The sequence below is a fragment of the Nitrososphaera sp. genome (assembly GCF_050748925.1).
In the GTDB taxonomy this organism is placed as follows: domain Archaea; phylum Thermoproteota; class Nitrososphaeria; order Nitrososphaerales; family Nitrososphaeraceae; genus Nitrososphaera.
Genome location: NZ_JBOGQF010000010.1, coordinates 1 through 23,209, shown reverse-complemented (window position 1 = coordinate 23,209; position 23,209 = coordinate 1). Strand labels below are relative to the sequence as shown.

Sequence of the window (23,209 nt, the reverse complement as noted above, 5' to 3'; positions counted from 1 at the left end):
ATCTTATCTGCGAGCATCCCTGCCCTGTCTGCCTGACTCACCAGCTTCCAGAGTTTGGCGACGCCTATCTTGCGGCTGGTGATTGTGCCGTCGACCCTCAACATTGACAGATACTTTGACATGGCGCCCTGCGTGATGCCAACAAGCTCGGCTATCTTGGCCCCCGTCATCCCTTCCGGGTGGTCAAGCAGGACCTTGACGACGCCCTCTTTAATCAGGCCATAGTCCTGCCATCGGCGTTTCTGAGGGTCTTCTGCCTTTAGCACTGTGATCGTTGTAATATAGATTTAAATCCTTTTTAAGAGTTTTCATTTAAAGCTATGTAAAAATCCTCTAACCTGTCCATTTCTTCCCTGCAGATGCTGTCGACCTAGGAATTTTCTTTCAAGCCGAGGTTTTCGTCTAGGTTTATGGTTATCTTTTTGCCGCCCTGGCTACCAGTTCCGATGTCTGTGCTGTTGTCCTGCGCGGCAGATGGGGCAGACATGGAAGCGACGACACCTGCGACGGCGGCCACGATTATTGCGCCTGCGATGACTGCTATCATTGCCCCTTTGGACATGCGTCCATGTTATCTAACGTGTTATTTAAGAATGTTGAACAGCTTCCGCTAGGAATTGATGATAAAAAGAAACCCGGACCTACGCTATCTAGGACAGCGTTATGGTCCAAGTAATGGTGAGTTGGTCGCCGTTCTGAAGAGTCACCGAGCTGAACGTATTTTCAGCCATCATGGTTCCATCGTCGCCGCCAGCTCCGGGCGTACCGGTGACCGCAGCGGTAAAGAGGCCTGCGGACTGAACGTTTGTGTGGGTTGCTGTTGCACTGAATTGCTTTGTAACGGTGAATGTGCTCTGTCCGTTAGTGTGTGCATATGTACCCGCCGTTCCCCTTGACAAGCCTCCACTGGTAATTTCGCCTGCCAGTGCTGTATCGCCTGCAGCCGGTGTAACTGCAGTTGTAGTCAGTGCAATGAAGTTGGCACCGTTTCCAGCTGGAGTGGTCGAACCGATCTGGGCAGAGATAAAGTCCTTACCTGCGTTAGTGATAAGGTTGTGATCCTCGTGCCTGTAGACCTCGTTTCCATCCCTGGTCACGGTGACAACCACATAGCCGTGCGGACCGACGCTATCGGTTGTTGCCTGGGTACTCATCAGAGCAGTTCCCGGAGCAACGAGGCCCAACAGGAGGGCCGCCATTGCAACTGGCGCTGCAAGCAAGATACCGCGGTTGGATTTCTCCATGCCACCCTATGGAATACTCTATTATTTAAATCTACTTTTAAATTAGATAAGAATAAAGTTCCGTACCTCTAGTACCCGACCGTGGTTAATAAAGTGGCGGTAGAATCATTCTGTACCCACACTGAAGTTTCTTGTCAGCGATGCCTTTCTGCCGTCTACCAAGTCTTCAAAGCGCACGTCAAGCTTGTATTCCCCTTTGCTGCTGAGCACTTCACTCCCGTATTCAAAAGAGCGCGTGAAATTGTACGGCCCGTGCGTGATCTCCATGTACCTGCAGTCGTCGGCCTTTCTGTAAAATGACTTGCGCTCGCCGTCGTGGACAGCCTCTACCTGCAGCGCGTGGCAGTTGGAGCCGTATCCGTGCGCCGTTATCGTAAAGGTTGCGTCCCCGTTCAGACCATAGTTGTCGCCAAGCCCGTTGACCCTGATGGTGGCAGGTGTAAAGAACGGCACGCTGATTGCCTGCGCCTGGGCCAGCACGACAAAGACTGCAAAGATTGCTGCCGTAATGCCTCCATACTTCGCATACTCCCGGAGTGCCATACCGAAATGCCTTTTAGATCGAGCATTATTTACTTTTTCTAGGCGGTTTTTAGCCTGTATCTGCTATTTAAATATAGATTTAAATAATACGTCACTGCTCTACTTTACATGCATAGCGCAGGCAAGTGGATGCCCTTAGCTGCCGTTCTGGGCGTGTCGCTTATCGTGTCAGGCGTGGCCCTGCCGTTTGCAGTTTCCATGCTTGCGAGCAGCAGCGGTCCGGCGTCTGAAGGCTTGCACCTGAAGGGCAAGGTGGACGTATTGCTCTATGACGAGTCTGGCAAGATAAAGGACGAGAGGCATTTTGACAACCTCATAGTGAGCGCCGGCGTAGAAGGCGTAGCGTCGAGGATTGCGCCGCACGACGGCACTGTGAACTCGCCTGCGCCGTACAATTACATCGCCCTTGGAACCAGCAACACCGCCGCTGACCCTGCGCAGACTGCGCTGGTGGCCGAGCTGCCCGCTGGCGCAAGTTATGCGAGGGTTCAGGACGCAACTGCGCAGTACACGACATCGGGAGGCAACAAGGTAATCCTGTCTGTTACGTTCCTTCCCAATCAGGCGACCGGGACTTTGAGGGAGAGCGGCATCTTTAACGCCGCATCAGGCGGCAACATGCTTGCAAGGCAGGCCTTTGCTAGCGATATTCAAAAGGCTGCAACCGACACGCTCACTGTGACGTGGACGATTACCCTGTCGCCGACATAACGGCGACGATCCTTTTTCAAATACCAAAAAAGCTTGAAACAGAATAGTTCAGGCTGCTAGACTAGGCCGCGCACCCAAACCCGGGTGCGAGTATTTGCGTTCAGAGAGGACTGCAAGTGCTTCGCACTTACATAGCAGACATGACGACGCATACACACACTGAACATTATTCTATAATATTTACTACTAATAAAAATTGGGTTCACATGTCCACGACTACCCCCTGAAATTCCTAATTATTTGGGCCGACCTTTTTTGGAAAAGTGATGTAAATCGTACCGTTAACTCTTGTAATTCTGACATAATCGATTGTAAATCTTATAGAAAAAAGAGGGGTTATTTACAAAACAAAAACTACCCCCGTGGCCCGCCAAATAGAATTATATTATAGATTTCATAGACGGATTTTTTCAGTTACGTCCATTCCGGTTCTGTTGGCACTACTGTGTATTCAGTATTTGTGCCTGTACCTTTTCTAGTGATCTGAAGCACCTTGTTGCCAAGCTTCAGTTGAGCTGCGATGTCTTCACCCAGCCGCAGTGACGTCGTAAACTCTTTCAGGTCCTGCGCGTCGAGGTTGGGGTCGATTACCTTCCAAGTCACCCTGGTCGATGTCTTGGCGTCCTTGACGGAGCCGAACGCCTTTTCCGCCATGACAAAGTCAGTGGCGTTTGGGAAGAATAAAACCCGCGTCTTGTCCTCAATCTGGACGTAGTTCTGCTCCTTCTTCCTCTGTTCGGTGATTGCGTCGAGCTTGGCGATCTCTTCTTGGCTCAACACTGGCCCCTTGGGCGTCGCCCGTGCTACCGCTGTAGCCCTGGTCCTCTCCAGGTTGGCGTTTGGGGCCGTTGCTGCCGGTTGCGTCGTTCCATCTGAACTCATTTTTGATTTTTTTTCCTGAGCATGGACTTGCCCGAAGGCCTGTCTCTGCTCAAAACGTCATGTTGTCATGAAGGTTATTCACACAATAGGGGTTGGAGGGGCCGGCGGCAACGACCGCATAGACGACAACGGCGGCCGCAACAAGATAGACGGCGGCAGCGGCACAGACAGGTGCGGCGCCGGTGCGATAAATTATGAGAGTTAGTTTTTTCCTCAATTAACGTACAAAACTATTTTAGGTATGAAGGCTCTAAACGCGCTGCAAGCAGGCGTTGCCCTGGGCTTGTGCTGTGCATCCGGAAAAAGAGCTAATTTAAACATAGATTTAAATAATAAGCCTCTGCTAGGTAGGCTGTATGTTGGAGAGGAGCCTCGTAGGCTTTACCGTAAGAGCAGGGCTACTCTCCAGAGAGTCCGCCACGGAAGGACACTTTTCATATATTCTGCTCGCCCTCGTAGGCGCGGCAGTGTTTTTCATGGCTGCAGACACGAACGACGTTTTTGCAGACAGTGCTCTCCAACAACATGCACCGGATGCTTCTGCAGCCAGCGAGAGCGGACAGACATACGCGCGGCAGATGGCCGATTCTGTTTCAGTGGCAAGCTACTTTGACAACCCTGCGTCAAGGAACTTTGCTGCAAGGACGTTTGCAAGGGGGATATCAGACGGCGTGAGCGTCGCGTCCGAGTTTGGCGGGCCGGCAGGCCAGACGGCAGGTACAACGCAGGCAAGGACGCTGGGTCCGCAACAGCCCGCAGGCCCGAGGATCGACTCAAACCAGCGGATCCTGCTTGGAAACAACAAGATGGATGGTCGCCTGTACGGGACGGGCGCAATTGCGCAGTCCGGCACCCCTGTCGCAGAAGTGGCAACGATAGAGGCAGGCGAGATGGACTTTTCCGAGGTTGCCACGCTTAGCGAGGGCGGCTCGGATCCGGACGATAGTAGCAAGTTTTCGCGTCAGATAGCTGCCGCCAAATCGTACATCGCAATGGAAAAGAGCATGCAAAACGCGGTGCTGGTCAACACCTCTATTTCCGCCGTGCTTTTGGCAGGAGCTATTGTAGTAGTGGTAGCCAGACAGCCTGCCGTTTCAGGCGGCCGTATGCAGAGGAGGATGTTGTTGACGCTCTTTCTGATCAAACGAGCCAACGACGATGCAGCTCCGAACAAGGAGATCGTGCCCCTGACCAGTGTCATCCTGCTGGTGATGGCAGTCTTTGTGGTCTCGTCAATAGCTACAGCAACTCCTTCTTCCGCCCAGGAGTACGGGGATGGTGCCGGCAAGTCTCGGATAGAGATATCCTCAGCCTATCATCTGGATTCGGAAGGGCGGCTTGTTGGTGACATTTATGATGAGTCCCGGAGGCTGGACGGCATCTGGAGCGAAGAGATAGCAGATGGGCATCGGGTCCGCGTAACTTTTGAGCAGAGCCTGACATCGACAAAAGACATTACCATCTATCCAAGAATTATTTCTGGAACTCCGAGGATACAGGTTTACGAAATTAATGGAAATGAATTGGTCGCAGAATTCACTTCAATAAACTCAAACGAGTACAGCAAGGTCTTCCTGACAAACCTTCAGGGAAGCCAGGACACTTTTGACCTTCGAGTGTTGGGCGGAAGCGTAGAGTTTGATTATATTGTCGACCCTCCACCTCTTCCCACATACGTCGGGGCCGGCACTTCTGCAGACGGCACTGGCACGATCACACCCGCGCTTCCCGGAAGCCTCCAGACTAACGATATCCTGTTGCTCTTTGTAGAGACTGCCAATGAGGCAGTCACCATTTCTAACCAGAACGGCGGGACGTGGACAGAGGTTACCAATTCCCCGCAGGGCACGGGCACAACCCCGGCAGGAACAAGGCTTACTGTCTTTTGGTCGCGGTACAACGGGTCGCAGGGGAACCCGACGGTCTCTGACTCGGGCAACCACCAGCTCGGTGTCATTCTCGCTTTCCGAGGCGTTATCACGACGGGCGACCCGTGGGACGTGACAAGCGGCAACGTAGACGCGACTGTAAATAACAGCTTGTCCGCCACGGGCGCCACGACAACGGTCGCAAACGCCCTTGTGGTAGTTGCAGCGGCCATTGCGGATGACAACCAGGATTTTGGCGCTACCTGGACGAACGCCAACCTTGCAAACATCACGACCCGGTCAAATATTGGCACGACACAGGGCAATGACGGCCGGCTTGGCATCATCACCGGAGAAAAAGCAACCGCGAGCGCCTACGCGGCCACAACTAATACGCTGACCGGAAACAACGTAAAGGGCATGATGACTATTGCTTTGAAGCCGGCGCCATTCTCACGTTCCCCTTCAGATTCGCTCGCGGTTTCTGATTCTACATTCATCCGGAAAGTCCTGAGCAGGTCACTGTCTGACGCAGCCACGGTTTCTGACAGCGCGGCAAGGGTACACATCATTTCGAAGTCAATGGCCGACACCGTTACAACAACAGACGCGGCTGCAAGAACCGCACTTTACCAGAGGTCAAATAGTGACTCGCTCGCCGTTACGGACAGCATCGCCAAGATGGTGGCATATGCCCGTTCTATTTCAGACACAGTATCCCTCGCGGACTCGGTCGCAAGCGCGATATCGTTTGCTCGCGCAGTTGCAGAACCGGTTACGATTACTGACTCGGCAGAAAGGACGTATGCTCCATCAAGGTCAATCTCTGACTTGATATCTGTTACCGACTCGGCCGCCGGCACCACAGCCTACTCTCGTTCCACGTCTGATACCCTTGCAACAACAGACAGCATCGCAAGAACAGCCACATTCGCTCGCTCTGCTTCCGACACTGTTGCCGCCACTGATGCAATAAACCTGACATACGGTCCCTCAAGGTCAATAACCGACGCGCTTTTCCTGACCGACTCTGCAGACCACACGACTGCATTTGCCAGGTCTGTCGCAGACGCCGTGACTCTTACGGATGCCGCTATTACGACCGAAGCTTACGCCACGGCCATCGCCGACAGCGTGGCAGCGACCGACGCAATAGCGCGGGCAACCACGTTCACTCGCTCCATCAGCGACTCTGTCACCGTCGATGACCTCGCGAGCAGGAACAACTTTACGACAAAGCTGGTCTCTGACTCGCTGACGGTCGCGGATGCTGTAATGGCGACAGCTGCCCTGAACATGTCGGTGTCAGACTCTGTTTCTATCATGGACTCGATTGGAGCCACAGCCTTAACGTCGCGCTCTATCGCCGACACGATTACCGCAACCGATGCAGCGAGCGGGACCGCGTCGCTTGCCCGGTCAATATCGGACTCTGTTGCAGTTATTGACGAAATAGCAAAGACGCTGTCAGCCTTCCGCTCGATAGCAGGCAGCATTGCATTTGCCGACGGCATGGCGAGGTCGCTGCTAGCCTTGCGGTCCGCATCAGATCCGCTTGGTGTGACTGACTCTATTGCCCGGACGGTCGCATACGCACAGGCTGTTGCCGACAGCCTCGCAACGACAGATTCCATTGCGCGCATGGCGGCCTTCACAAGTTCAATCTCTGATACTATTACGGCCGCAGACTCGGCGGCAGGGACGTACCTTGCAAGCCGGTCAACCGCCGACGCGCTGTTGGTGGCAGACGCAATAGCCTCGACCTATCCTGCTTCAAGATCCGTCGCGGAAACACTTTCCATGACAGACGCAACAGCAAGGACCGTCGTTTATGCAAGGTCTATCGCAGACGCAGTCGCGCTTGCAGACTCGATATCCTATGCGCTGGCTGCTTCGCGCTTGGCAGCTGACGGCGTTGCAGTAACCGATACAGTGTCTGCAACCACATCCGCGTCGAGATCCATGACAGACGCGCTTGTTGTTACTGACAGCGTCGTTGCAACCACGTCTGCCACGAGGTTCGCCACTGACATCCTTGCCGTTACGGACGCAACAAAGCAGACCCTCTTTGCATCAAGGCAGATATCTGATGCCCTGGCCGTGACCGATGCAGCGTCAGCCAAGGTCGGCGCCCGGACTGTCTCTGATGCCGTAACGATAGCCGATGCCATCACTGCCCGGATCACGGCAACGGCGATATCTGATAGTCTGGCAATCACCGACGCCATCACCGCAAGGATAACAGCGATATCCATATCCGACACGCTCTCTGCAACAGACCTCGTGTCGGCCAGGGTGACGGCCAGAAGCCTCCCAGACGAACTGGCAATAGCCGATACGGTAACTGCCAAGATTGGCAGCCGCAACGTTGCAGACTCGATCACAGTCGCCGACGCACTGGCGGCAAAGATCACCGGCAGATCTGCATCTGACTCTGTTGCGGTGACAGATGTGGTAAAGGCAGCCGTCAACCCGCGCATGTCTGACTCGTTCTCTGTCGCCGACGTGATATCCACATCTGTCACACACAACATTGTTGACGCCGTATCTGTGACTGACGCCGTTGCCGCAAAAACCATGACAACGCGTGACGCAGCCAACGACATGCTCAACATCGACGACAAGATAACCAGGTCTGTAACGTACCGCCTGGCAGACGCGGTATCGATATTTGATCAGGCGGAAGGCGCATCTCAGCCGCCAAGAATGGTTGCCGACGCAGTAGTCTTTGCCGACAAGATACGCGTGTCAGTAACGCGCTCCCTGTCTGATAGCGTGACTGTGCAGGACTCGGCCCGGCCAACATCGATCACGGTAACTATCGCAGACTCGCTCGGCATTGCAGCCGAAACCCGGATCGTTTCTGCCAGAATCAATATTGCCGACTCGATAGGCATCGGAGATTCTGCCAGGCCGGCGTCAATTGCAATAAACATTGCCGACGCACTCGCGGTCGCAGACGAGACCCGAAAATCCTCAGTAGCAGTCAATATCGCAGACTCGCTGACCGTAGTAGACCAGACAAGGCCGACGTCGCTTTCCGTAATCACCGCCGACTCGCTGGCAATAGCAGACCAGGTCAAGGCAGTCGTGCCTCCGCGCACAACCGACTCGATAGCCGTGACAGAGGCGATATCGATACACGTAAACCGCATGTTGGCTGACGCGGTGGCGGTGTCTGACGTTGTCAGTGTTGTTGCCGGCAAGCTATCCGCGAGCTCTAACGCTGACTCTCTGGCAATTGCAGACGCAATAGCGGTAACATCGGGCAAGATAGTCAGCATCAACGACACGCTCACAGTCGGCGCCGCCCTGACGAACGTCTCGGTGCACTGGAACAGGAACTTTAGCGAGGAATTCGTGCTGGGCGAGTGCACGCCGTTTGCATGCAATCAGGTCCTGCACTTTGGCGAATTCATGGCCCTTGGCGACGAGTTTGCACCCCCGCCTGTTGTAGCAGATGCCATTGCAGTAGGCGACAGCATAGCGAGGACTGCAGTATTAGGCAGGGGGCTGAGCGACGCGGTGGGCATAGCCGCCAGGGCCGAATGGACGTGGAGCTCCGCCCCGACGCCCCCACCGCCGGGAAGCCCTGCGCCACTCTTGAACATGATGATGGCGTCCAATGCGAGCGCTGTAAGGCCCCTGCCAGGGGCGCCCGTCGGCGGCACCTTTACCATGCTCACCGCAAGCCAGCTTGTCGACCAGCTCAACCCACCCACCCTGTCCATCGGCGGCTGGGCATCGTATCCAGATCCGTCAAAGATAGCAATGGTTCTGCCCACGTACCAAGTCAACCTGGTGCCCACGCAGCAGCTGCCGGGAGACGACGCCCTGGTGACTGTCAGGATGGCCAGCGTGCCCGCCAACATGCCGGTTCTCATGCCCATTGACCTGTCCGGGACGCCTCAGACTTCGGAGCATAGCAATATCTCCTGGATGAAGGTCGAATATACGCCAAAGGTGAACTCGACTGACTTTGCGATGGTGCTGAGTATAATCGACTCGCCGCCGGCCGATGCCCCGCAGCTGTCAGGCGGCATCAAGGCCATGTACATGGACTTTGACTGGGTCGGGAGCTTTTCAGGGGCCGACCCGGGAGCCTCCGGGCATTACAAGGATCTGCCGACCTTTACGTTTGCAGTCAGCGAATCCTGGGCCAGCCAGCAGGGCGTCCAGAGGGATTCAAACAGGGTCCCGGTGATGTCGCTGAGCCTGCTTGACGAGGCCGCCGGCGCATGGCGGCAGGTAAGCGCAATCGACAGCCCGGCGGCACCCGTGAATGGACAGTACGTGTACGTGGCGCACCTTGAGCACTTCTCCACCTATGCCGTCACCGCGACCAAGGCGCCCGCACCTTCCGGCGGCACGCAGGGCGGCAACGTGTCTCCGGGCACCGTTCCGCCAGTCGTAGCCGGCGCGGCCCTTGCAGTCGACCTCGCCGAGTCGCTCGCAGTCGGCGACGTGCAAGATAGCGTGCCGGTGGAAGTTATCGAGGAGTTTGGCCAAAAGAAGCTGAGCGTCAGGATAGCAGACACCGTCGGGATATTCATCAAGCCGGTGTCGTACAGGACCTTCCAGGTGGGAGACATCGAAGTCAGGATAACCGTGCAGGACGTCAGGCAGGAGAACGTCATTCCGCCCAAGGCCACCGCGACTTTCCTGGTGGAGATGGACAACCTTGGCGGCAAGGACGAAAAGTTCACGCTCAACTTCTGGTACTATGACCAGTCTGGCAACAGGCCATACGAGTCGTCGCAGGTCGCCGAGGTAGGGCCTCACGAGTCGAGGCAATTGCTGGTGGACGTGCCGTTCACAGAGCCGGGCGTCTTTGAAGTCACTGCAGAGGCGCGCTCGATTCCAGGCGGCGACCTGGTCAACACGGCGCAGCTCACAGTCACCATACCGTGGCTTGCAATCAACCTCTACGTCCTGGTAGTGGTGGCAATCGCGATACTCGGCGCGTCGGGCGGCGTGATGGCGGTGTTTCTGAGGAGCGGCCTTGCAGGCGCGGGCGCGGGAACCGCTCTGTTCCTCATTGCGAAGAAACGCAATCCGGCGATAAGGGTGACTGACAGGCTTGCGTCTATAGAAGAAGAGGAGTACGACATCGTCGTAGAGGTCAGGCAGCGTGAAGCGCAGGACGCACAGGCCGTGTTCGACCTTGAAATAGTCAACAGGACCGGCAGGACGCAAGAGTTCATGCTCAAATACTGGGCTGCAGACTCGTCAGGCATCAGGATGAGCGAGCGCGTGGAGAAGGTCAGGATAAAGGGCCGGACGACGGAGGTCAGGGCGGCGCAGGTGGTCCTCCCGCCGGGCCGGAACATCTTTGTGGTAGAGGCCGGGCCTGTCAGCGAAAAGCAGGCGCGGTGGGGCCACGCCGGCGTCCGGGTGAAGAACGACTGACGCCGCTTCTTGCCATCGCGGTCCTTGTCCTGGCAGCGTGGGCGCAGCAAGAGGTCTCGGTGTCGCGCCAGTCGCCGGCCATAATAATCGAGGCTGGAGATTACGTCTCGTACGAGGCGACCGTGACAAATGCAGGCGGTGCAGCTCCCGGGGAGGGGACGCTGCAGGCCCATTTTGTGTCTGCAGGTGGCAAGAGCGACTCGCAGGCAGAATTCGCTGTCCCTCCACTCGCGCCGGGCCAGAGCAAGCACTTGCATCTGGGGCCGTTCAAGGTGGCACAAGCCGGAGATCACTTTTTGTACCTTGGGACGGATGGCGCCGAACTTGCCGACTCGTTTGTCGCATACGGGGACGGCACGGGCAACGCCGCAGTCGCCGGCGTTGCCATCGCCAGCGCGGGCGGCGCCCTGGTGGCCTGGTACCTGAGGAACCGAACCCGGGCATAGTATATTCTTATATATCATGAGGAAGAGTGGGTGATGATATGAGTGGCTGGGGCAGCATCGGACGCCCCCTTGTTATAATAATCACAGTCGCCCTTGCGAGCATGACCGTCGTGTCTTCGCTGCTGGTCTTTAGCTCGCAGCAGACGACGCAGGCAAGGATAGAACTTGTTGCGTCGCAAGCGCTGAGGGCGCAGCTGACCGAAGAGTCGATGCAAGCTTCAAAGGCAATAACCTTCGGACTTGAAAACATTGAAAGGACGCTCGCGTCGTCCGCCGCCAGCCTGTCGGGAAAGGACCCTGAAAGCGCCTCGGCCCGGGAGATAATGGAAGTGACGATGGCAGCTATAGGCCAGTACACTGAAACCATAGTGTGGCTGGACGCGCGCGGCACGCTGGTCTCGGCCACGGGGGGAGAAGGCTTGCAGGACCTCGTCGGCTCTGACATGTCTGACAGGCGCTTTTACGAACTCCCGCTTGCCACGGGCCGGTCTTCGATAGTGCAGTCGTTCAAGGGCGTGGACGGCACCAGCAGCTTTGCAGTAGCCGTGCCGGTGTCCGGCGCCGATGGCTCGTTTGGAGGAGTGCTTGCGGCGCTTGTCCCCGTCAGCTCGGTCAAGGCATCGTTTCTGCAGATAGGGGACGTTGACAGGACGCTCATCGTGGTCGCAAACGACGGCACGATACTGGTGCACCCTTCGGCCGAACTCGAGGGCAAGAACATCACCGGCCCTGAAGTCGGGGCGATGCTCGCCGGCCCGGGCCGCGACGTCACGCTACAGAACCTGCAGCTGATGGCGCAGGGGAGGTCCGGCGTGGCCGACTATTTGCAACAGGGCGGCGAGCCGAGCCTGATGGCGTACGAGCCTGTGGTCGTGAGGGACGAGCATCCGTGGACGGTCGCCGTGCTTGAGCCGACCTTCACCGTCCGGGAGCCCTTTTTGAGCGTATTTGAAGAGCGCCAGAGCTTTACCATAATCGCCACGGTCCTCGTGGCAGCGATATCCGGCGTGTTCATAGCGTTCATACTCTTGCTCAACCGCCGGCTCTTTACCACGGTGAGCCAGCAGGACACCCGGATCAAGAGCCAGCTGAGCGAACTCAGGGGCGCATACGACCGGCTGAAGGAGCAGGACGTGATAAAGGACGAGTTCATCAACATCGCCGCGCACGAGCTGCGGACGCCCGTCCTGCCAATAGTGCTGAGCGCCGAGAACCTGGCAGACAGCATACCTGATGACGAGAACGTCAAGATAATCCTGCGCAACGCAAGCCGCATCACGAAACTCACAAACGACATACTGGACGTCAGCAGGATAGAGAGCAACACCTTCAAGCTGCAAAAGCAGAGGGCCAACATCAAGCGCCTGATAGACGAGGTCATACAAGACGCCCAGCTCAGGATACCGCGGCAGCAGAACCTCGACATCGTCTTCGAGTCGGCTGTGCCGGCAGAAATGGAGGACCTGACAATCGACCGGAGCAGGATAAACCAGGTGCTCGTCAACATCGTCGACAACGCCGTCAACTTTTCAGACGACGGCGCTATCCGCGTCGTCATGGAAAAGGACGGCGAGCCGGATCTGGTGCGCATCAGCGTCATAGACCCCGGCAAGGGCATAGACCCGACGGTCAAGGACAAGCTCTTTGGCAAGTTCGTCAGCAAGTCCGACAGGGCCAAGGGGACCGGCCTCGGGCTCTACCTGTGCAAGGCGATAGTGGAAGCCCACGGCGGCACGATAAAGGGAGAAAACAACCAAGGCAAGGGTGCCACGTTCTCGTTCACCCTCCCTGTGTAGCTATTCTTTTGGCGTCGGGTTCGTCTCGTCGGTTATCAGCTGGAGCAGGTCGGCCCTCGTAAAGGGCTTCCTGAGCATCTTGACCTTGGGGTTTGCCACCTTTCTTGCTATCTCGTCCTGCGTGTACTCGAAGGCGGTGATGAATATTATCCTGGTGTTGGGCGATATTTCGTGGATCCTCCGGTGCACCTCAAAGCCGTCCATGCCCGGCATCCTCACGTCAAGCACGGCCATGCCGTACTCGATGCCCTGCTTTTTGGCGTTTTCTATCGACTTTATAGCGGCAAGCCCGCTCTCTGCCACCTCGACGTCAAAGCCCCTCTTTCTTAGCACTTCGCGTATTGAACTTCTGATATCCTCCTCGTCGTCAACGATGACTGCCTTTTTCAATTTCGTCGGGAACTGCCTGCCGACGGACGCATAGATGTCAGAGATGGCGGCAGGATCAACGATGCCTATTGCAATGAGGGTGAGGTCGCTTTCAAGCGGATACATGATGATGTCCATGGCGTTGTACTGGACGTGAATGTTTGAGGTGATGCCCGTGGTCGGGCTGTTGACGTTGAACGCCCCCTTGGCAATGTTGCTCCTCAGGGCCGTCTTCACAATGTCTTCTGCAGACAGCTGGCGAATCGAGCTCTGGGGCAGCTGCCTCGAGGCCTTGGTCATGATGTTTGCATACTTGTCCGTGACCATGACAAGGTCTAACTGCTTGTTCTCGGCCAGTATAGCCTTGCAGCGTGCGGTATAATCTATTTCTGGATTCGTAGTATGGAAGTCCTATCCTGATGTTTTAAACATTTTGCTGTCATGTTGAGAAGTTGCACTAACGCAGCCGTTTGGGCAAGCTGGTTTAATTATTGGGATTTGCCCTGCTTTTACGATGGGCTTTGACACCCGAGCCTTTCTCGACCGGTTCTCGGAGGAGGAAAGGCGCAACCTTGAGGGGCACTTTTCAAATGCCGACAGGCCGGTCTTTGCAATAATCACGCCGCGGCAGGTCGACAGGGGTGCCCTCATGTCTCGGTATTCGAGGACCGACAAGAGCATGAGGCGCGTGTTTCTGGACGAGTTTGCCAAGAACCCGAACAGGGGGGAGGAATTCTACAAAAAAGTCCTGCTCGAATATGGCGACGACTCGGTGGCCGAGCTTGGCGAGGCGCAGGTGGCCCTTGAGGGCATCTCCAATATTGCGGCCAAGAAAATAGAGGACCGCAGGATCGGGCTTTCGTACCTGGAAAAGTCATCGCGGTACGTCACATTTGACCAAAAAGTATCAGGCCTCTACCGTTACCACCACGAAGAGCGCATAATGTCGTCCCGGCATGCCGACCGCTACCTGCAGGCATGCGACCGCTCTTTTGACACTTACAGCAAGAGCATACCCGCGCTTGTAAAGTTCCTTGAAGAGCGGGAGCCGATAGAAAATCTTGGGTTTTTCGACTCGCAATTAAAGGCCGAGGGGCCGTTTGGCAGCCTGGCAGACGCCAAGGACGTAGAGGCTGCAAGGCGCATCTACCGGATAACCATCCGGGCAAAGGCCTTGGACCTGCTGCGGGGGCTGTTGCCTGCGTCGACAATGACAAACGTGGGCGTGACCGGCAACGGCAGGGCGTTTGAATACCTGCTGACGCTCATGCACGGCTCCGGGCTTGCAGAACTGCGGTCGCTCGGCGAGCAGGCGTTCCTGGAATTGCAGCAGGTCATACCGTCGTTTGTGAGGCGCGCAAACGACAGGTATGGCCAGGCGCTGCAAAACTACCTCGCCAAGACAGAAGCGTCCGCCCGCGGCCTTGCGCAAAAGCACCTCGCAGGCGTCGCGGTGGAGCAGAACCCTGACCTTGTAAAACTGCTAGAGTGCGAGGACAATTCGCAGGCAGAGGCGCGTGTGGCGTCTGCGATCCTTTATGAGCACGCAGACGGCCGGCCGCTGGAAAAGATAATGCAGTACGTCCGGTCTATGCCCACGCATGACCTGCATGACATTATAAAATCGTACACACAGCACCGGGAGAACCGCCGCCAGAGGCCCGGCAGGGCTTTTGAAATGGTAGAGTATACGTTTGAGCTGTTCACAAACTTTGGCATGTTCCGGGACCTCCACCGCCACCGCGTGCTTACCATGGAGCGGCAACTGCTGTCGGCAAGGCACGGCTTTGACATGCCTTCCGAGCTGGAAGAGGCAGGCCTTGGAAGAGAGTTCAAAGAGTGCATGACCATGGCAAAAGACGCCTACGATAAAATTGCAATAGAGATGCCGGAGGAGGCGCAGTACGTCGTAAACTTTGCCTACCGCTACCCGTATTTCATAAAGATGAACCTGCGGGAGGCCTGCCACATGATAGAGCTGCGCACGGTGCCGCAGGGCCACCCAGACTACAGGCTGGTGTGCCAGCGGATGTATGCCCAGATAAGGCAGGCGCACCCCGTGCTTGCGGAAGGGATGAAATTCGTGGACATGAACGCCTACCAGCTGGAAAGGCTGGATGCCGAGAAAAAGACCGAGAAAAAGAGATCCGAAGCCGGGCAATCAGGTGCTTCTAATGGTAATGATTACCAATAAATACCATTGATGACCAAGCTTTATATATTACCGTGTATAACCATTGTATGGTAATCGAAATGGTCGACAAGACAAAAGAAGAAACGAACGTGCCAAGCGCAATTGACTCGGTCAAGGAAAACATGATCCGCACAGTAGACGAAATAGCAAAGGTCCAACCACAGTACTTACAATCAATATCTAACCTGCAGCTGGACTACATCCAGACAACCAAGAACATGATCCAGACGGCATTCTCTGCCCAGAAGCAGGTTGCCAGCAACTGGAACGTGCCTTCGTTCCCCAACGCCGACCTCTTTGTGAGGCAGGCAAACGAGATGACCAACAACGCCATCAGGGCAGTCGGCATCAACAACCAGCTGACGATAAACGCGCTGGACGCGGCGAGGGAGAACCTGAAAATCTACAACAGAAGCGTAGATGCAGTAACAGAGTTCAACACCAACGTCGCAAAGGCCTGGACCGCTTTCTACAGCCAGGCGCAGCAGCAGTTCGTCCGCTAAAAACCCCGGAAAGCTCCCACGCTTTCCTTCTTTTTTCATTTTCGCGCACAAAAATCATGCATTGGCGGCGCATATGGTAAAACGCTCGCTGACAAAATAATGCAACAATTTTGACACCGTGTTCATTATACCTACATACAAAGCATTGCGCATGAGCGAAGAAAAGCTCGCATTCGTAGGCAAGCAAGTCAAGGACATCTATGGTACTCACATCGGAAGGGTGGTCGGCATAATCACCGAGATCGACGGCGAGATAGAGAGCGTCGGCGTGGACTGCGGCTCGTCAGGCATCAAGCAGTTGCCTTATGAGCAGCTCGTTGTCCAGGGCGAATACGTCTTCTTTATCCCCAAGTGGAGGCTCGAAGCCCAGAAACTCATCAGGCAAAAGTCGCTCACGCTAAAGAGGATGAAGGCGCTGCAAGAAATCGTGGCCGAAAACGACGGCATGAAGGAAGACGCCGAGCTTGTCACCATCAAATACGAGAAAAAGATGGCCGAGCTGGGCGAGTCTGAAAAGGCAGTCACCGACAAGCTGGTCGCCCGGCTGTCAGAGCTTGACGCCGAGACCAAGCAGGTCAAGGCAGTGCTGTTTGACGCTAAACTCCAGTTCAGGAGCAACGAATTGAAGGAAGAGACTTACCTGCAGATCAAGGTCAACACCGACGAGCTGGTCGAGCACATCACCAACGAAAAGACCGAGATCACCAACGTAAAGGGCAAGCTGTCGTCGCTGACAATCGAAAGCGTCAGCGCCGAGTCGCAAACATCTGTGCAAGCCCCGGTGCCTGAGTCCGCTCCCGCAGTCGAGGCTCCCAAGGTAGAGGCCCAGCCGGCCGCTGCCGAGGAAGAAAAGCCGATAACGGTGACTGCCAGCAGCGAGGGCCACGAAGGCGAATGGCTCAACCAAGTCATGAAGCAGTAGTTACGTGAGGCCTCTGCGGCCTTTTTTCCTCCTTTTTTAGCGAACAACTTTTAAAACAAACAAAGCCCTTTCAAGCACGTTTGAGCGAGCCTTCAAAATTGTACGAGGAGAGCAGCGCGCTTAAAGTCACCGTGAGGCCTGGAAAGGTGCTGGAAGAGTTTTCAGCTCTGGCGCTTGCAGACCCCGAGAAATTCTGGGCAGAGCAGGCGCGAAACCTCGTATGGCACAGGCAGTGGGACAGCGTGCTGGAATGGGACCCGCCCTTTGCGCGCTGGTTTGCCGGCGGCCTGCTCAATGCGTCCGTCAACTGCCTTGACCGGCACATCGCTACTGATGCCAAGAACAAGGCCGCTATAATCTGGGAGAGCGAAAGCGGCGAGTCGCGGACCGTGACATATTTCCAGTTGTACCGACTGGTCAACAGGTTTGCCAACGCGCTAAAGGACCTTGGCGTGAAAAAAGGAGACCGCGTGACCATCTACATGCCGATGGTGCCAGAGTTGCCGGCGGCCATGCTTGCATGCGCAAGGATAGGCGCGACCCATTCTGTAGTGTTTTCCGGCTTCAGCTCGCAGGCGCTTGCCGACCGGGTCAACGACGCGCAGTCAAAGGCAATAGTCACCGCGGACGGCACGTTCAGAAAGGGCAAGCTGGTCGACCTGAAAAAGGTCGTCGACGAGTCGCTGCCGTCTCTGCCGTCAGTCGAGCGCGTGATAGTTTTCAAGAGGGCCGGCAACGAAGTACGGATGGGGCCAAAGGACGCATGGTGGCACGATGTCGTCGATGCTGCAAAGCCCTATTGTGAGCCGGAAATGGTAGAGAGCACCCATCCTCTCTACATCCTCTACACTTCAGGCACAACGGGCAAGCCCAAAGGGGTGGTGCACGGAACGGGCGGATACCTGACGCACCTTTATGCGACTGCCAAGTGGGTCTTTGACTTTAGAAAAGATGACATATTTTTCTGCACGGCAGACATTGGCTGGGTCACTGGTCACAGCTATGTTGTCTATGCGCCCCTGATGCATGGCGCCACTGAAATAATGTACGACGGCGCGCCCGACTTTTCCAGGCCTGACAGGTACTGGGCTACGGTAGAAAAGCACGGGGCCACGATACTCTACACGACCCCCACCGCGCTGCGCATGTACATGAAGTATGGCGATTCTATCCCAAACTCGTTTGACCTATCGTCGCTGCGCCTGCTAGGATCGGTGGGCGAGCCGATCAACCCCGAGGTGTGGATGTGGTATTTCAGGGTGATAGGCAAGGAGGCCTGCCCGATAATCGACACCTGGTGGCAGACCGAGACAGGAGGCATTATGCTTTCTGCCTGCACGGGCATAGACATGGTCCCGATGAAGCCGGGGTCGGCAAGTTTCCCGGTGCCCGGCGTGGACGCCGCGGTGGTGGACGAAAGCGGCGGGCAGGTGAGCCCCGGCACAAAGGGCTACATCGTCGTGCGCAGGCCGTGGCCCGGGATGCTGCTGTCTCTGTGGGGCGACGACGACAAATACAAAAAGACGTACTGGAGCAAGTTTGAAGGCATGTACTATCCCGGCGACTATGCGCTCGTCGACAGGGACGGCTACCTCTGGCTCCTCGGCAGGGCGGACGACGTGCTAAAGGTCGCCGGCCACCGCCTCGGCACGATGGAGCTTGAAAGCGCGTTCGTGTCGCACAAGGCAAATGCAGAGGCGGCCGTGACGAGCAGGCCGGACGCGACCAAGGGCGAGTCTATAATCTCGTTTCTTGTGACCCGGGAAGGCGTGACCGCGTCAGACGCCCTGCGCAAAGAACTGGTCGACCACATCCGCAATACTGTCGGCCCGATTGCCACGCCTGACGAGGTCTATTTCGTGGGCAAGCTCCCAAAGACGCGCTCTGGCAAGATAATGCGCCGGCTGCTAAAATCGATTGCAAGCGGCGACACAGTAGGCGACGTCACCACGCTTGAGGACGGGGCCGCGATCGAAGAGGTCAAGCAGGCGTACGATGAATTAAAGAAAGCGGTGGGCTAGAACTTCCAGCTGGCCATGTAGCCGGGCGTTATTTCGATGGCGCACGACTCTTTTCCCATCTCTATTATCTCCCTTGCTTTTTTTGTCCGCGCAGTCTTTAGGTATTTTTTCACGCACTTTTCAGTGATCTCTGTTGCAAAAGCCGGGTCGTCAATCACCATCGCGGTCCCCCTGCCGCGCACGCCCCTTGGCGGGCTGGAGCCGACGTCGACGAGAAAATAGACGCCGGGGTTCTCACGGATGCACCTTGCCTTTGCGCCTTCTCTGTCGACGGCGACCCAGAACTTTTCACCTTCGTACACGAACCAGACGGGGTGGACCATGGGCGCGCCGCCGTCCATAAAGGCCAGCCTGAGGAGGTTCGGGCCTGCCAGCAGCTGCCCTATCTCTTTTTTATTCAGCCGCCTGGCGTTCTTGTCTGCGAGGGGGAACTTCAATGCCGTACTTTACGCCCGGCCCCTTATGTACTTGGTGAAGCAGATGGCAGACGGTTTTTTACATCATTTACTTTATTAGCCCAGTTCGCTATCCTGCCTTGGAGTGAACTGTACTGTCATGCGGAGCGCCGGGGCCACACCTGCAAGTGCAGCCATGTGATTTCGATGCTTGAAGGCAGTGAGCAGGAAGGCCACTATAGCCGGTTCTGCCAGAGGCTGGTCGCACTCGACCATTCCATAGCCTACGTCGGCCTCGCGGACAAATTTGGCAGCCTGGTTACGGCCGCTTTTCGTGAAACGCGGTTTGCGGACAGGGAGGCAGAGCAGTATTCAATGCAGTCTGCCGTCTCGGCTCTCGTCGCGGAACATTTCGAGGACAATGCCGGCAAGGCCCCAGGTACCAGGTGACTTTTTATGAAAAGACGGCCAGGGCCGTCGTCCCGCTCGTGCTTGGCGGCAGGCTCTTTGTGCTCACGATGGTGGGCCCAAATCCCGGGCTGGTCTCAATCGTGGCCGACAAGGTGATGCCGTTTCTATCGCTGCAGAACGCCTAGCGGCCTGACAGGCCTGCATCATAAGCGCCTGCATGTATTTCACTTGACATGCGCCGGCAGACCGTAAAATCCCGTCCATACTGAGGCTTAAGACATTGTTGCCATGACTTTTTCGCATTGTACGCAGACCTGCTGGTGGTGCGCGTCTGCATAGCGCTTGCCATGTTTGCAGTAGCGGCGGCTGTCGACATGAAAAAGCGGGAGGTGGACGACCGGCTCTGGCTGGCGTTTGCCGGGCCTGCGGCGGCGCTCTATTTCTTTGACTATGGAAACATTGACACCGTCACGGCGCTCCTGTCTGCCGGGCTCGGCGCCGGCGCGTCTTTTGCCCTGTACCGGACGGGTCTGTTTGGGGGCGCCGACGCGCTTGCGATAATCGCGCTTGCAGTAATCCTGCCGACCTATGACGGCCGGTTTATGATCGCGGGGGTAGCTGTCCACCCGCTTTCGACCCTGACACTGCTTTCAAACGCCGTTGTGCTTTCGTCCGCGCACCTTGCCTTTAACGTCGCAAGGAACACCTGCTACTGGGCGCGCCACGGGGACCTGTTTGCCGGCATGGAAGAGACAAAGGGGCGCAAGGCCATGGCCATGCTGCTCGGTCACCGGTCGTCCGGGCGGGGTTTTGCCTTTTTGATGGAGAGCAAGGAGGGAGGCTCACGGCGGTTTGACTTTGCGCTGAAAAACACAGAGGACGCGCCATTTGAGTCAAAAAAAGACGTATGGGTGATGCCCGGCATGCCGTTTCTTGCCTACATGCTAGCCGGGCTGGCTGCGATGGTGTTTGCCGGCGACCTTGCCTTTGGCTTGCTGTCGCTGTTTTCCTAGCGTCCGCAATTTTACACGCAAACGCCTTTTTTGCGCCGGCCGCTATATTCTGCCATGGAAGAGCAGTGCTGCAAATGCGAACACGCCGCAGAGATATTCCAAGACGACATGAACTATTGCGTCGAATGCTGGCAGGCCGCTACCACGCCAAATATCCCTATGGATTTCTATAACTAGGGACATTCCGCCCGCCGCACTTTATGGAGAAATATGGCAATATTGTGCTGCCTTTTTTGCTCTCATTAACTTTTTACCTTTAAATAGATAGAGAAAACATCCGGAAATGTTCAGCAATTGGCAACCATCCCGGGGCAGGCCGAAAGGTTCCTGCAAAAGTTCGGCCTACCTCCCGACGACCCCCTTGTGGCTTCCTATGATATGCTCATGGAAGACCTGCATGAACTGGGGCTCAACGCCAAGGAGGCTAAGATCCTGATGTACCTTGTGGTCCGCAAGCACTCGACAGCAGCCGACATTTCTCGCCATAACGACATCGGCAGAACCGAAGCCTACAACTTTATCTCTGGCCTGGTGAAAAAGGGCATCGTATTTTCGACGTTTGACCGCCCGCAAAAGTATTACGCGCTGCCACTGGGGCAGGCACTTGACCACCTGATCGAGTCACACAGGGTTGTCCTCGAGCGGCTGGAGGCGTCAAAGAAGCAGTATTGCGAGGAGATGGACCGGATATCGAGCAGTATGGTCGTGTCGAGCCCGGAGGAGACCGGCAGCTACCAGGTCCTCAGCGGCGAGAATTCCATAAACTCGGCCATCCGGAGGATGATATCGTGCGCGCAAAAAGAGCTCGTCTTTTTCGTCAGCGAAAAGACGTGTTCCAGCCTCTACCACGCGGGCCTGATAGACGACGTGATTGGCGCGGCCGGCAAGAGTATCGCGGTGCACCTGCATACGCCGTGCGAGCGCGTGTCCGAGTTTTTCGCCGGCGCTTCCAAAAAGAGCCTTGCAATCAAGACCATATCTGCCACCGCAACTGACTTTATCCTGGTTGACAACAGGGAGATAGTCGTCGTGATGCAGAGCGAAAAGGCAGACAAGGCCAAGCTGCAGGGGTTCTACACAAACAACGCGCCGATAATCAGCGTCTTTCGGACGTTCTTCGACCGGACGACCTAGGCGCCCTGCAACAGCCCCTTTATCCTCGGGTCGTCGCAGACTTCGAGACGGACATCCGCAGAAATGTTGCAGCTCCTGACTATGAGGTCAACGGATCCGGTGCACAGCTCGGCATAGGGCCCTTTTGGCTCAAAGCACCTGTCAAGCTCCTCCATTGCCTGCGCGCCATACATCATGTACATGGCCTCCTCGGGGTTGCTATTCTGGAACTGTGACGAAAACACTCCGTCTCCCGGCAGGTTCTGGGCGAGCGACGCGGCCGGGCTAATCTCTGCCGCCATTGCCTGCGCGCTGGACGCAATGACAAACGTGGGAATCGCTATGGTCACGATTGCCACGAGAATACCAAGGCGTATATCGTCAGCCATGTATGTAGGCTTTTATACAGACAACTAATATTTAAATATAGATTTAAATCATTAAAATTGTACGGACAATGGCCCGAGCTAGCGGTTAAATAGGTGAAATCTGCGCTCAGCGCGCCTTGGTCAGGCCGAGGACAAAGGTGGCAAAAGCCGCGACGAGAAAGGCCCGGCCTGCCCACTCTAGCGAGCTCGAGGCGCCGATGCCAAGAGCCTTTTCTGTCGTAAAGGCTATCTCTGAAAACATCAGCAGCAGAAAACCGATGATGAACCAGAACAGTATCGGGCTCTTGTTCTTTCTGCGGTTGGCGACGTACACGCCAGAGATGACAAGAAAGAACGAGAACACGTTCAGCTCTATGTAGAGCGAAAAGAGGCTCCACCCGTACTCGCTGCTGTATACCGGCACGTGAAAGCTGTCCTGCACGGTGGCGATGTAGACGATTATTGAAGCCGCCGCGACCATGATGGTGGCAACAAGGATGTACGCCTTGAACTCCATGCTCTCCTGGATGCTCTTGTCGCCGCGCAGGGTGCCAAGCAGTATGAAAATAGATGCCGCAAACTCGCTTGTCACCCGAAACATTTCAGAGACGCCCACATACGAGTCGGCCGCAAGCCCTCCGCTTGTCGATATCGAGCTGCCTAACATCCCTATGCCGAGGGTGAAAAACGCGGCAGACATCCAGAGGAGCCTGCGGCTGTTGGTCACGTAAAAGGCGTACATTTCCTGGAAAAACACGATGAGGCTCATGGCGCCTGCCGCAAGAAAGAGCGCGCCGCTGGCCAGCCGGTTCTCAAAGTCCCCGGCGACGCCTGATGCAAAAAATATGCCTGCCGAGGGGCAGGCTATTGCCAGCAGCAGGACTGCAGACTGCCAGTGAGAGCGTATCTGTAGGGATAGCATCTGCGCTCAACTGGCGCTAGATCCCGCCAAACGCCTTTGACACCTTGAGGGCAAAGGACTTGTGCGGCGCGCCGCTCAT

The 23,209-nt window shown here is 56.1% G+C and carries 22 protein-coding genes and 1 pseudogene; 14 read left to right on the top strand and 9 right to left on the bottom strand.

Features of this window, described 5'->3' with window-relative positions; all coding sequences use genetic code 11:
- From ACREAY_RS01805 to ACREAY_RS01790, 4 genes and pseudogenes are all read right to left on the bottom strand, one after another.
- Positions 1-266 (bottom strand): annotated as a pseudogene (locus ACREAY_RS01805) (hypothetical protein); the annotation flags it as partial.
- A gap of 104 nt (positions 267-370) precedes the next feature.
- Positions 371-562 carry a hypothetical protein gene (locus ACREAY_RS01800; protein WP_431754049.1) on the bottom strand — a complete coding sequence of 64 codons (192 nt, stop codon included), beginning with the start codon at positions 560-562 and terminating at the stop codon, positions 371-373.
- 88 nt (positions 563-650) lie between these two features.
- The gene (locus ACREAY_RS01795) at positions 651-1,244 is read right to left on the bottom strand and encodes a hypothetical protein (protein WP_431754048.1); all 594 of its coding nucleotides are present in this window, start codon (positions 1,242-1,244) and stop codon (positions 651-653) included.
- A 105-nt stretch (positions 1,245-1,349) separates the two neighbouring features.
- Entirely contained in the window at positions 1,350-1,787 is a 438-nt protein-coding gene (locus ACREAY_RS01790; protein WP_431754047.1) for a hypothetical protein, read from the bottom strand.
- A gap of 108 nt (positions 1,788-1,895) precedes the next feature.
- On the opposite strand from ACREAY_RS01790, the gene ACREAY_RS01785 reads away from it, so the two are divergent.
- Positions 1,896-2,498: a phage tail fiber protein gene (locus ACREAY_RS01785; RefSeq protein ID WP_431754046.1), complete on the top strand. Its 603-nt coding sequence runs from the start codon at positions 1,896-1,898 to the stop codon at positions 2,496-2,498.
- A gap of 414 nt (positions 2,499-2,912) precedes the next feature.
- Here the strand turns inward: ACREAY_RS01785 and ACREAY_RS01780 are convergent, their stop codons facing one another.
- Positions 2,913-3,380: a hypothetical protein gene (locus tag ACREAY_RS01780; protein WP_431754045.1), complete on the bottom strand. Its 468-nt coding sequence runs from the start codon at positions 3,378-3,380 to the stop codon at positions 2,913-2,915.
- Positions 3,381-3,447: 67 nt separating this feature from the next.
- Here ACREAY_RS01780 and ACREAY_RS01775 point away from each other — a divergent pair, with 67 nt between their 5' ends.
- The 4 genes from ACREAY_RS01775 (at position 3,448) to ACREAY_RS01760 (ending at position 12,899) form a co-directional block, all read left to right on the top strand.
- Positions 3,448-3,585, top strand: a complete 138-nt coding sequence (locus ACREAY_RS01775) for a hypothetical protein (RefSeq protein ID WP_431754044.1) — start codon at positions 3,448-3,450, stop codon at positions 3,583-3,585.
- Positions 3,586-3,736: 151 nt separating this feature from the next.
- Complete coding sequence (locus ACREAY_RS01770) at positions 3,737-10,657, top strand: hypothetical protein (RefSeq protein WP_431754043.1); 6,921 nt, start codon at positions 3,737-3,739, stop codon at positions 10,655-10,657.
- Positions 10,621-11,103 (top strand): hypothetical protein, encoded by a 483-nt coding sequence (locus tag ACREAY_RS01765; RefSeq protein ID WP_431754042.1) that lies wholly within the window; start codon positions 10,621-10,623, stop codon positions 11,101-11,103. Before ACREAY_RS01770 ends, ACREAY_RS01765 begins: the two co-directional genes overlap by 37 nt.
- A gap of 38 nt (positions 11,104-11,141) precedes the next feature.
- Positions 11,142-12,899 carry a sensor histidine kinase gene (locus ACREAY_RS01760; protein WP_431754041.1) on the top strand — a complete coding sequence of 586 codons (1,758 nt, stop codon included), beginning with the start codon at positions 11,142-11,144 and terminating at the stop codon, positions 12,897-12,899.
- Here ACREAY_RS01760 and ACREAY_RS01755 read toward each other — a convergent pair whose 3' ends face one another.
- Positions 12,900-13,595 carry a response regulator gene (locus tag ACREAY_RS01755; RefSeq protein ID WP_431754040.1) on the bottom strand — a complete coding sequence of 232 codons (696 nt, stop codon included), beginning with the start codon at positions 13,593-13,595 and terminating at the stop codon, positions 12,900-12,902. It lies immediately after the preceding gene.
- Positions 13,596-13,782: 187 nt separating this feature from the next.
- On the opposite strand from ACREAY_RS01755, the gene ACREAY_RS01750 reads away from it, so the two are divergent.
- From ACREAY_RS01750 to acs, 4 genes are all read left to right on the top strand, one after another.
- Complete coding sequence (locus ACREAY_RS01750; RefSeq protein ID WP_431754039.1) at positions 13,783-15,462, top strand: FAD-dependent thymidylate synthase; 1,680 nt, start codon at positions 13,783-13,785, stop codon at positions 15,460-15,462.
- Positions 15,463-15,509: 47 nt separating this feature from the next.
- Positions 15,510-15,965 carry a hypothetical protein gene (locus tag ACREAY_RS01745; protein ID WP_431754038.1) on the top strand — a complete coding sequence of 152 codons (456 nt, stop codon included), beginning with the start codon at positions 15,510-15,512 and terminating at the stop codon, positions 15,963-15,965.
- A 151-nt stretch (positions 15,966-16,116) separates the two neighbouring features.
- On the top strand, positions 16,117-16,887 hold the full coding sequence (locus ACREAY_RS01740) for a CdvA-like protein (RefSeq protein WP_431754037.1): 771 nt from the start codon (positions 16,117-16,119) through the stop codon (positions 16,885-16,887).
- Positions 16,888-16,967: 80 nt separating this feature from the next.
- Positions 16,968-18,908, top strand: a complete 1,941-nt coding sequence (acs, locus tag ACREAY_RS01735) for an acetate--CoA ligase (RefSeq protein ID WP_431754036.1) — start codon at positions 16,968-16,970, stop codon at positions 18,906-18,908.
- On the opposite strand, the gene ACREAY_RS01730 is transcribed toward acs, so the two are convergent.
- Positions 18,905-19,345, bottom strand: a complete 441-nt coding sequence (locus ACREAY_RS01730) for a pyridoxamine 5'-phosphate oxidase family protein (protein WP_431754035.1) — start codon at positions 19,343-19,345, stop codon at positions 18,905-18,907. The two genes, acs and ACREAY_RS01730, sit on opposite strands and share 4 nt — an antisense overlap.
- A 165-nt stretch (positions 19,346-19,510) precedes the next feature.
- Here ACREAY_RS01730 and ACREAY_RS01725 point away from each other — a divergent pair, with 165 nt between their 5' ends.
- The 5 genes from ACREAY_RS01725 to ACREAY_RS01705 all read left to right on the top strand — a co-directional run bounded on the left by ACREAY_RS01725 (position 19,511) and on the right by ACREAY_RS01705 (position 21,861).
- A complete protein-coding gene (locus ACREAY_RS01725; protein ID WP_431754034.1) occupies positions 19,511-19,753 on the top strand; it encodes a hypothetical protein in 243 nt (80 codons plus the stop codon).
- Positions 19,750-19,899, top strand: a complete 150-nt coding sequence (locus ACREAY_RS01720) for a hypothetical protein (RefSeq protein WP_431754033.1) — start codon at positions 19,750-19,752, stop codon at positions 19,897-19,899. Before ACREAY_RS01725 ends, ACREAY_RS01720 begins: the two co-directional genes overlap by 4 nt.
- Positions 19,900-20,016: 117 nt before the next feature.
- Positions 20,017-20,727 carry a prepilin peptidase gene (locus ACREAY_RS01715; protein ID WP_431754032.1) on the top strand — a complete coding sequence of 237 codons (711 nt, stop codon included), beginning with the start codon at positions 20,017-20,019 and terminating at the stop codon, positions 20,725-20,727.
- 54 nt (positions 20,728-20,781) lie between these two features.
- On the top strand, positions 20,782-20,904 hold the full coding sequence (locus tag ACREAY_RS01710) for a hypothetical protein (protein WP_431754031.1): 123 nt from the start codon (positions 20,782-20,784) through the stop codon (positions 20,902-20,904).
- Positions 20,905-21,021: 117 nt separating this feature from the next.
- Positions 21,022-21,861 carry a TrmB family transcriptional regulator gene (locus ACREAY_RS01705; protein ID WP_431754030.1) on the top strand — a complete coding sequence of 280 codons (840 nt, stop codon included), beginning with the start codon at positions 21,022-21,024 and terminating at the stop codon, positions 21,859-21,861.
- On the opposite strand, the gene ACREAY_RS01700 is transcribed toward ACREAY_RS01705, so the two are convergent.
- Positions 21,858-22,229 (bottom strand): hypothetical protein, encoded by a 372-nt coding sequence (locus ACREAY_RS01700; RefSeq protein ID WP_431754029.1) that lies wholly within the window; start codon positions 22,227-22,229, stop codon positions 21,858-21,860. The two genes, ACREAY_RS01705 and ACREAY_RS01700, sit on opposite strands and share 4 nt — an antisense overlap.
- Positions 22,230-22,335: 106 nt before the next feature.
- Positions 22,336-23,130, bottom strand: a complete 795-nt coding sequence (locus tag ACREAY_RS01695) for an MASE3 domain-containing protein (RefSeq protein ID WP_431754028.1) — start codon at positions 23,128-23,130, stop codon at positions 22,336-22,338.
- Positions 23,131-23,209: the final 79 nt, after the last annotated feature.

What these genes read in the sequence shown, in the direction of transcription:
- ACREAY_RS01785 (WP_431754046.1), top strand. Translation starts at nt 1,896, where the DNA reads ATGCATAGCGCAGGCAAGTGGATGCCCTTAGCTGCCGTTCTGGGCGTG.
- ACREAY_RS01695 (WP_431754028.1), bottom strand. Translation starts at nt 23,130, where the DNA reads ATGCTATCCCTACAGATACGCTCTCACTGGCAGTCTGCAGTCCTGCTG.
- ACREAY_RS01790 (WP_431754047.1), bottom strand. Translation starts at nt 1,787, where the DNA reads ATGGCACTCCGGGAGTATGCGAAGTATGGAGGCATTACGGCAGCAATC.
- ACREAY_RS01710 (WP_431754031.1), top strand. Translation starts at nt 20,782, where the DNA reads ATGGAAGAGCAGTGCTGCAAATGCGAACACGCCGCAGAGATATTCCAA.
- ACREAY_RS01775 (WP_431754044.1), top strand. Translation starts at nt 3,448, where the DNA reads ATGAAGGTTATTCACACAATAGGGGTTGGAGGGGCCGGCGGCAACGAC.
- ACREAY_RS01725 (WP_431754034.1), top strand. Translation starts at nt 19,511, where the DNA reads ATGCTTGAAGGCAGTGAGCAGGAAGGCCACTATAGCCGGTTCTGCCAG.
- ACREAY_RS01750 (WP_431754039.1), top strand. Translation starts at nt 13,783, where the DNA reads ATGGGCTTTGACACCCGAGCCTTTCTCGACCGGTTCTCGGAGGAGGAA.
- ACREAY_RS01745 (WP_431754038.1), top strand. Translation starts at nt 15,510, where the DNA reads ATGGTAATCGAAATGGTCGACAAGACAAAAGAAGAAACGAACGTGCCA.
- ACREAY_RS01800 (WP_431754049.1), bottom strand. Translation starts at nt 562, where the DNA reads ATGTCCAAAGGGGCAATGATAGCAGTCATCGCAGGCGCAATAATCGTG.
- ACREAY_RS01770 (WP_431754043.1), top strand. Translation starts at nt 3,737, where the DNA reads ATGTTGGAGAGGAGCCTCGTAGGCTTTACCGTAAGAGCAGGGCTACTC.
- ACREAY_RS01700 (WP_431754029.1), bottom strand. Translation starts at nt 22,229, where the DNA reads ATGGCTGACGATATACGCCTTGGTATTCTCGTGGCAATCGTGACCATA.
- ACREAY_RS01795 (WP_431754048.1), bottom strand. Translation starts at nt 1,244, where the DNA reads ATGGAGAAATCCAACCGCGGTATCTTGCTTGCAGCGCCAGTTGCAATG.
- ACREAY_RS01780 (WP_431754045.1), bottom strand. Translation starts at nt 3,380, where the DNA reads ATGAGTTCAGATGGAACGACGCAACCGGCAGCAACGGCCCCAAACGCC.
- ACREAY_RS01740 (WP_431754037.1), top strand. Translation starts at nt 16,117, where the DNA reads ATGAGCGAAGAAAAGCTCGCATTCGTAGGCAAGCAAGTCAAGGACATC.
- ACREAY_RS01760 (WP_431754041.1), top strand. Translation starts at nt 11,142, where the DNA reads ATGAGTGGCTGGGGCAGCATCGGACGCCCCCTTGTTATAATAATCACA.
- ACREAY_RS01755 (WP_431754040.1), bottom strand. Translation starts at nt 13,595, where the DNA reads ATGGTCACGGACAAGTATGCAAACATCATGACCAAGGCCTCGAGGCAG.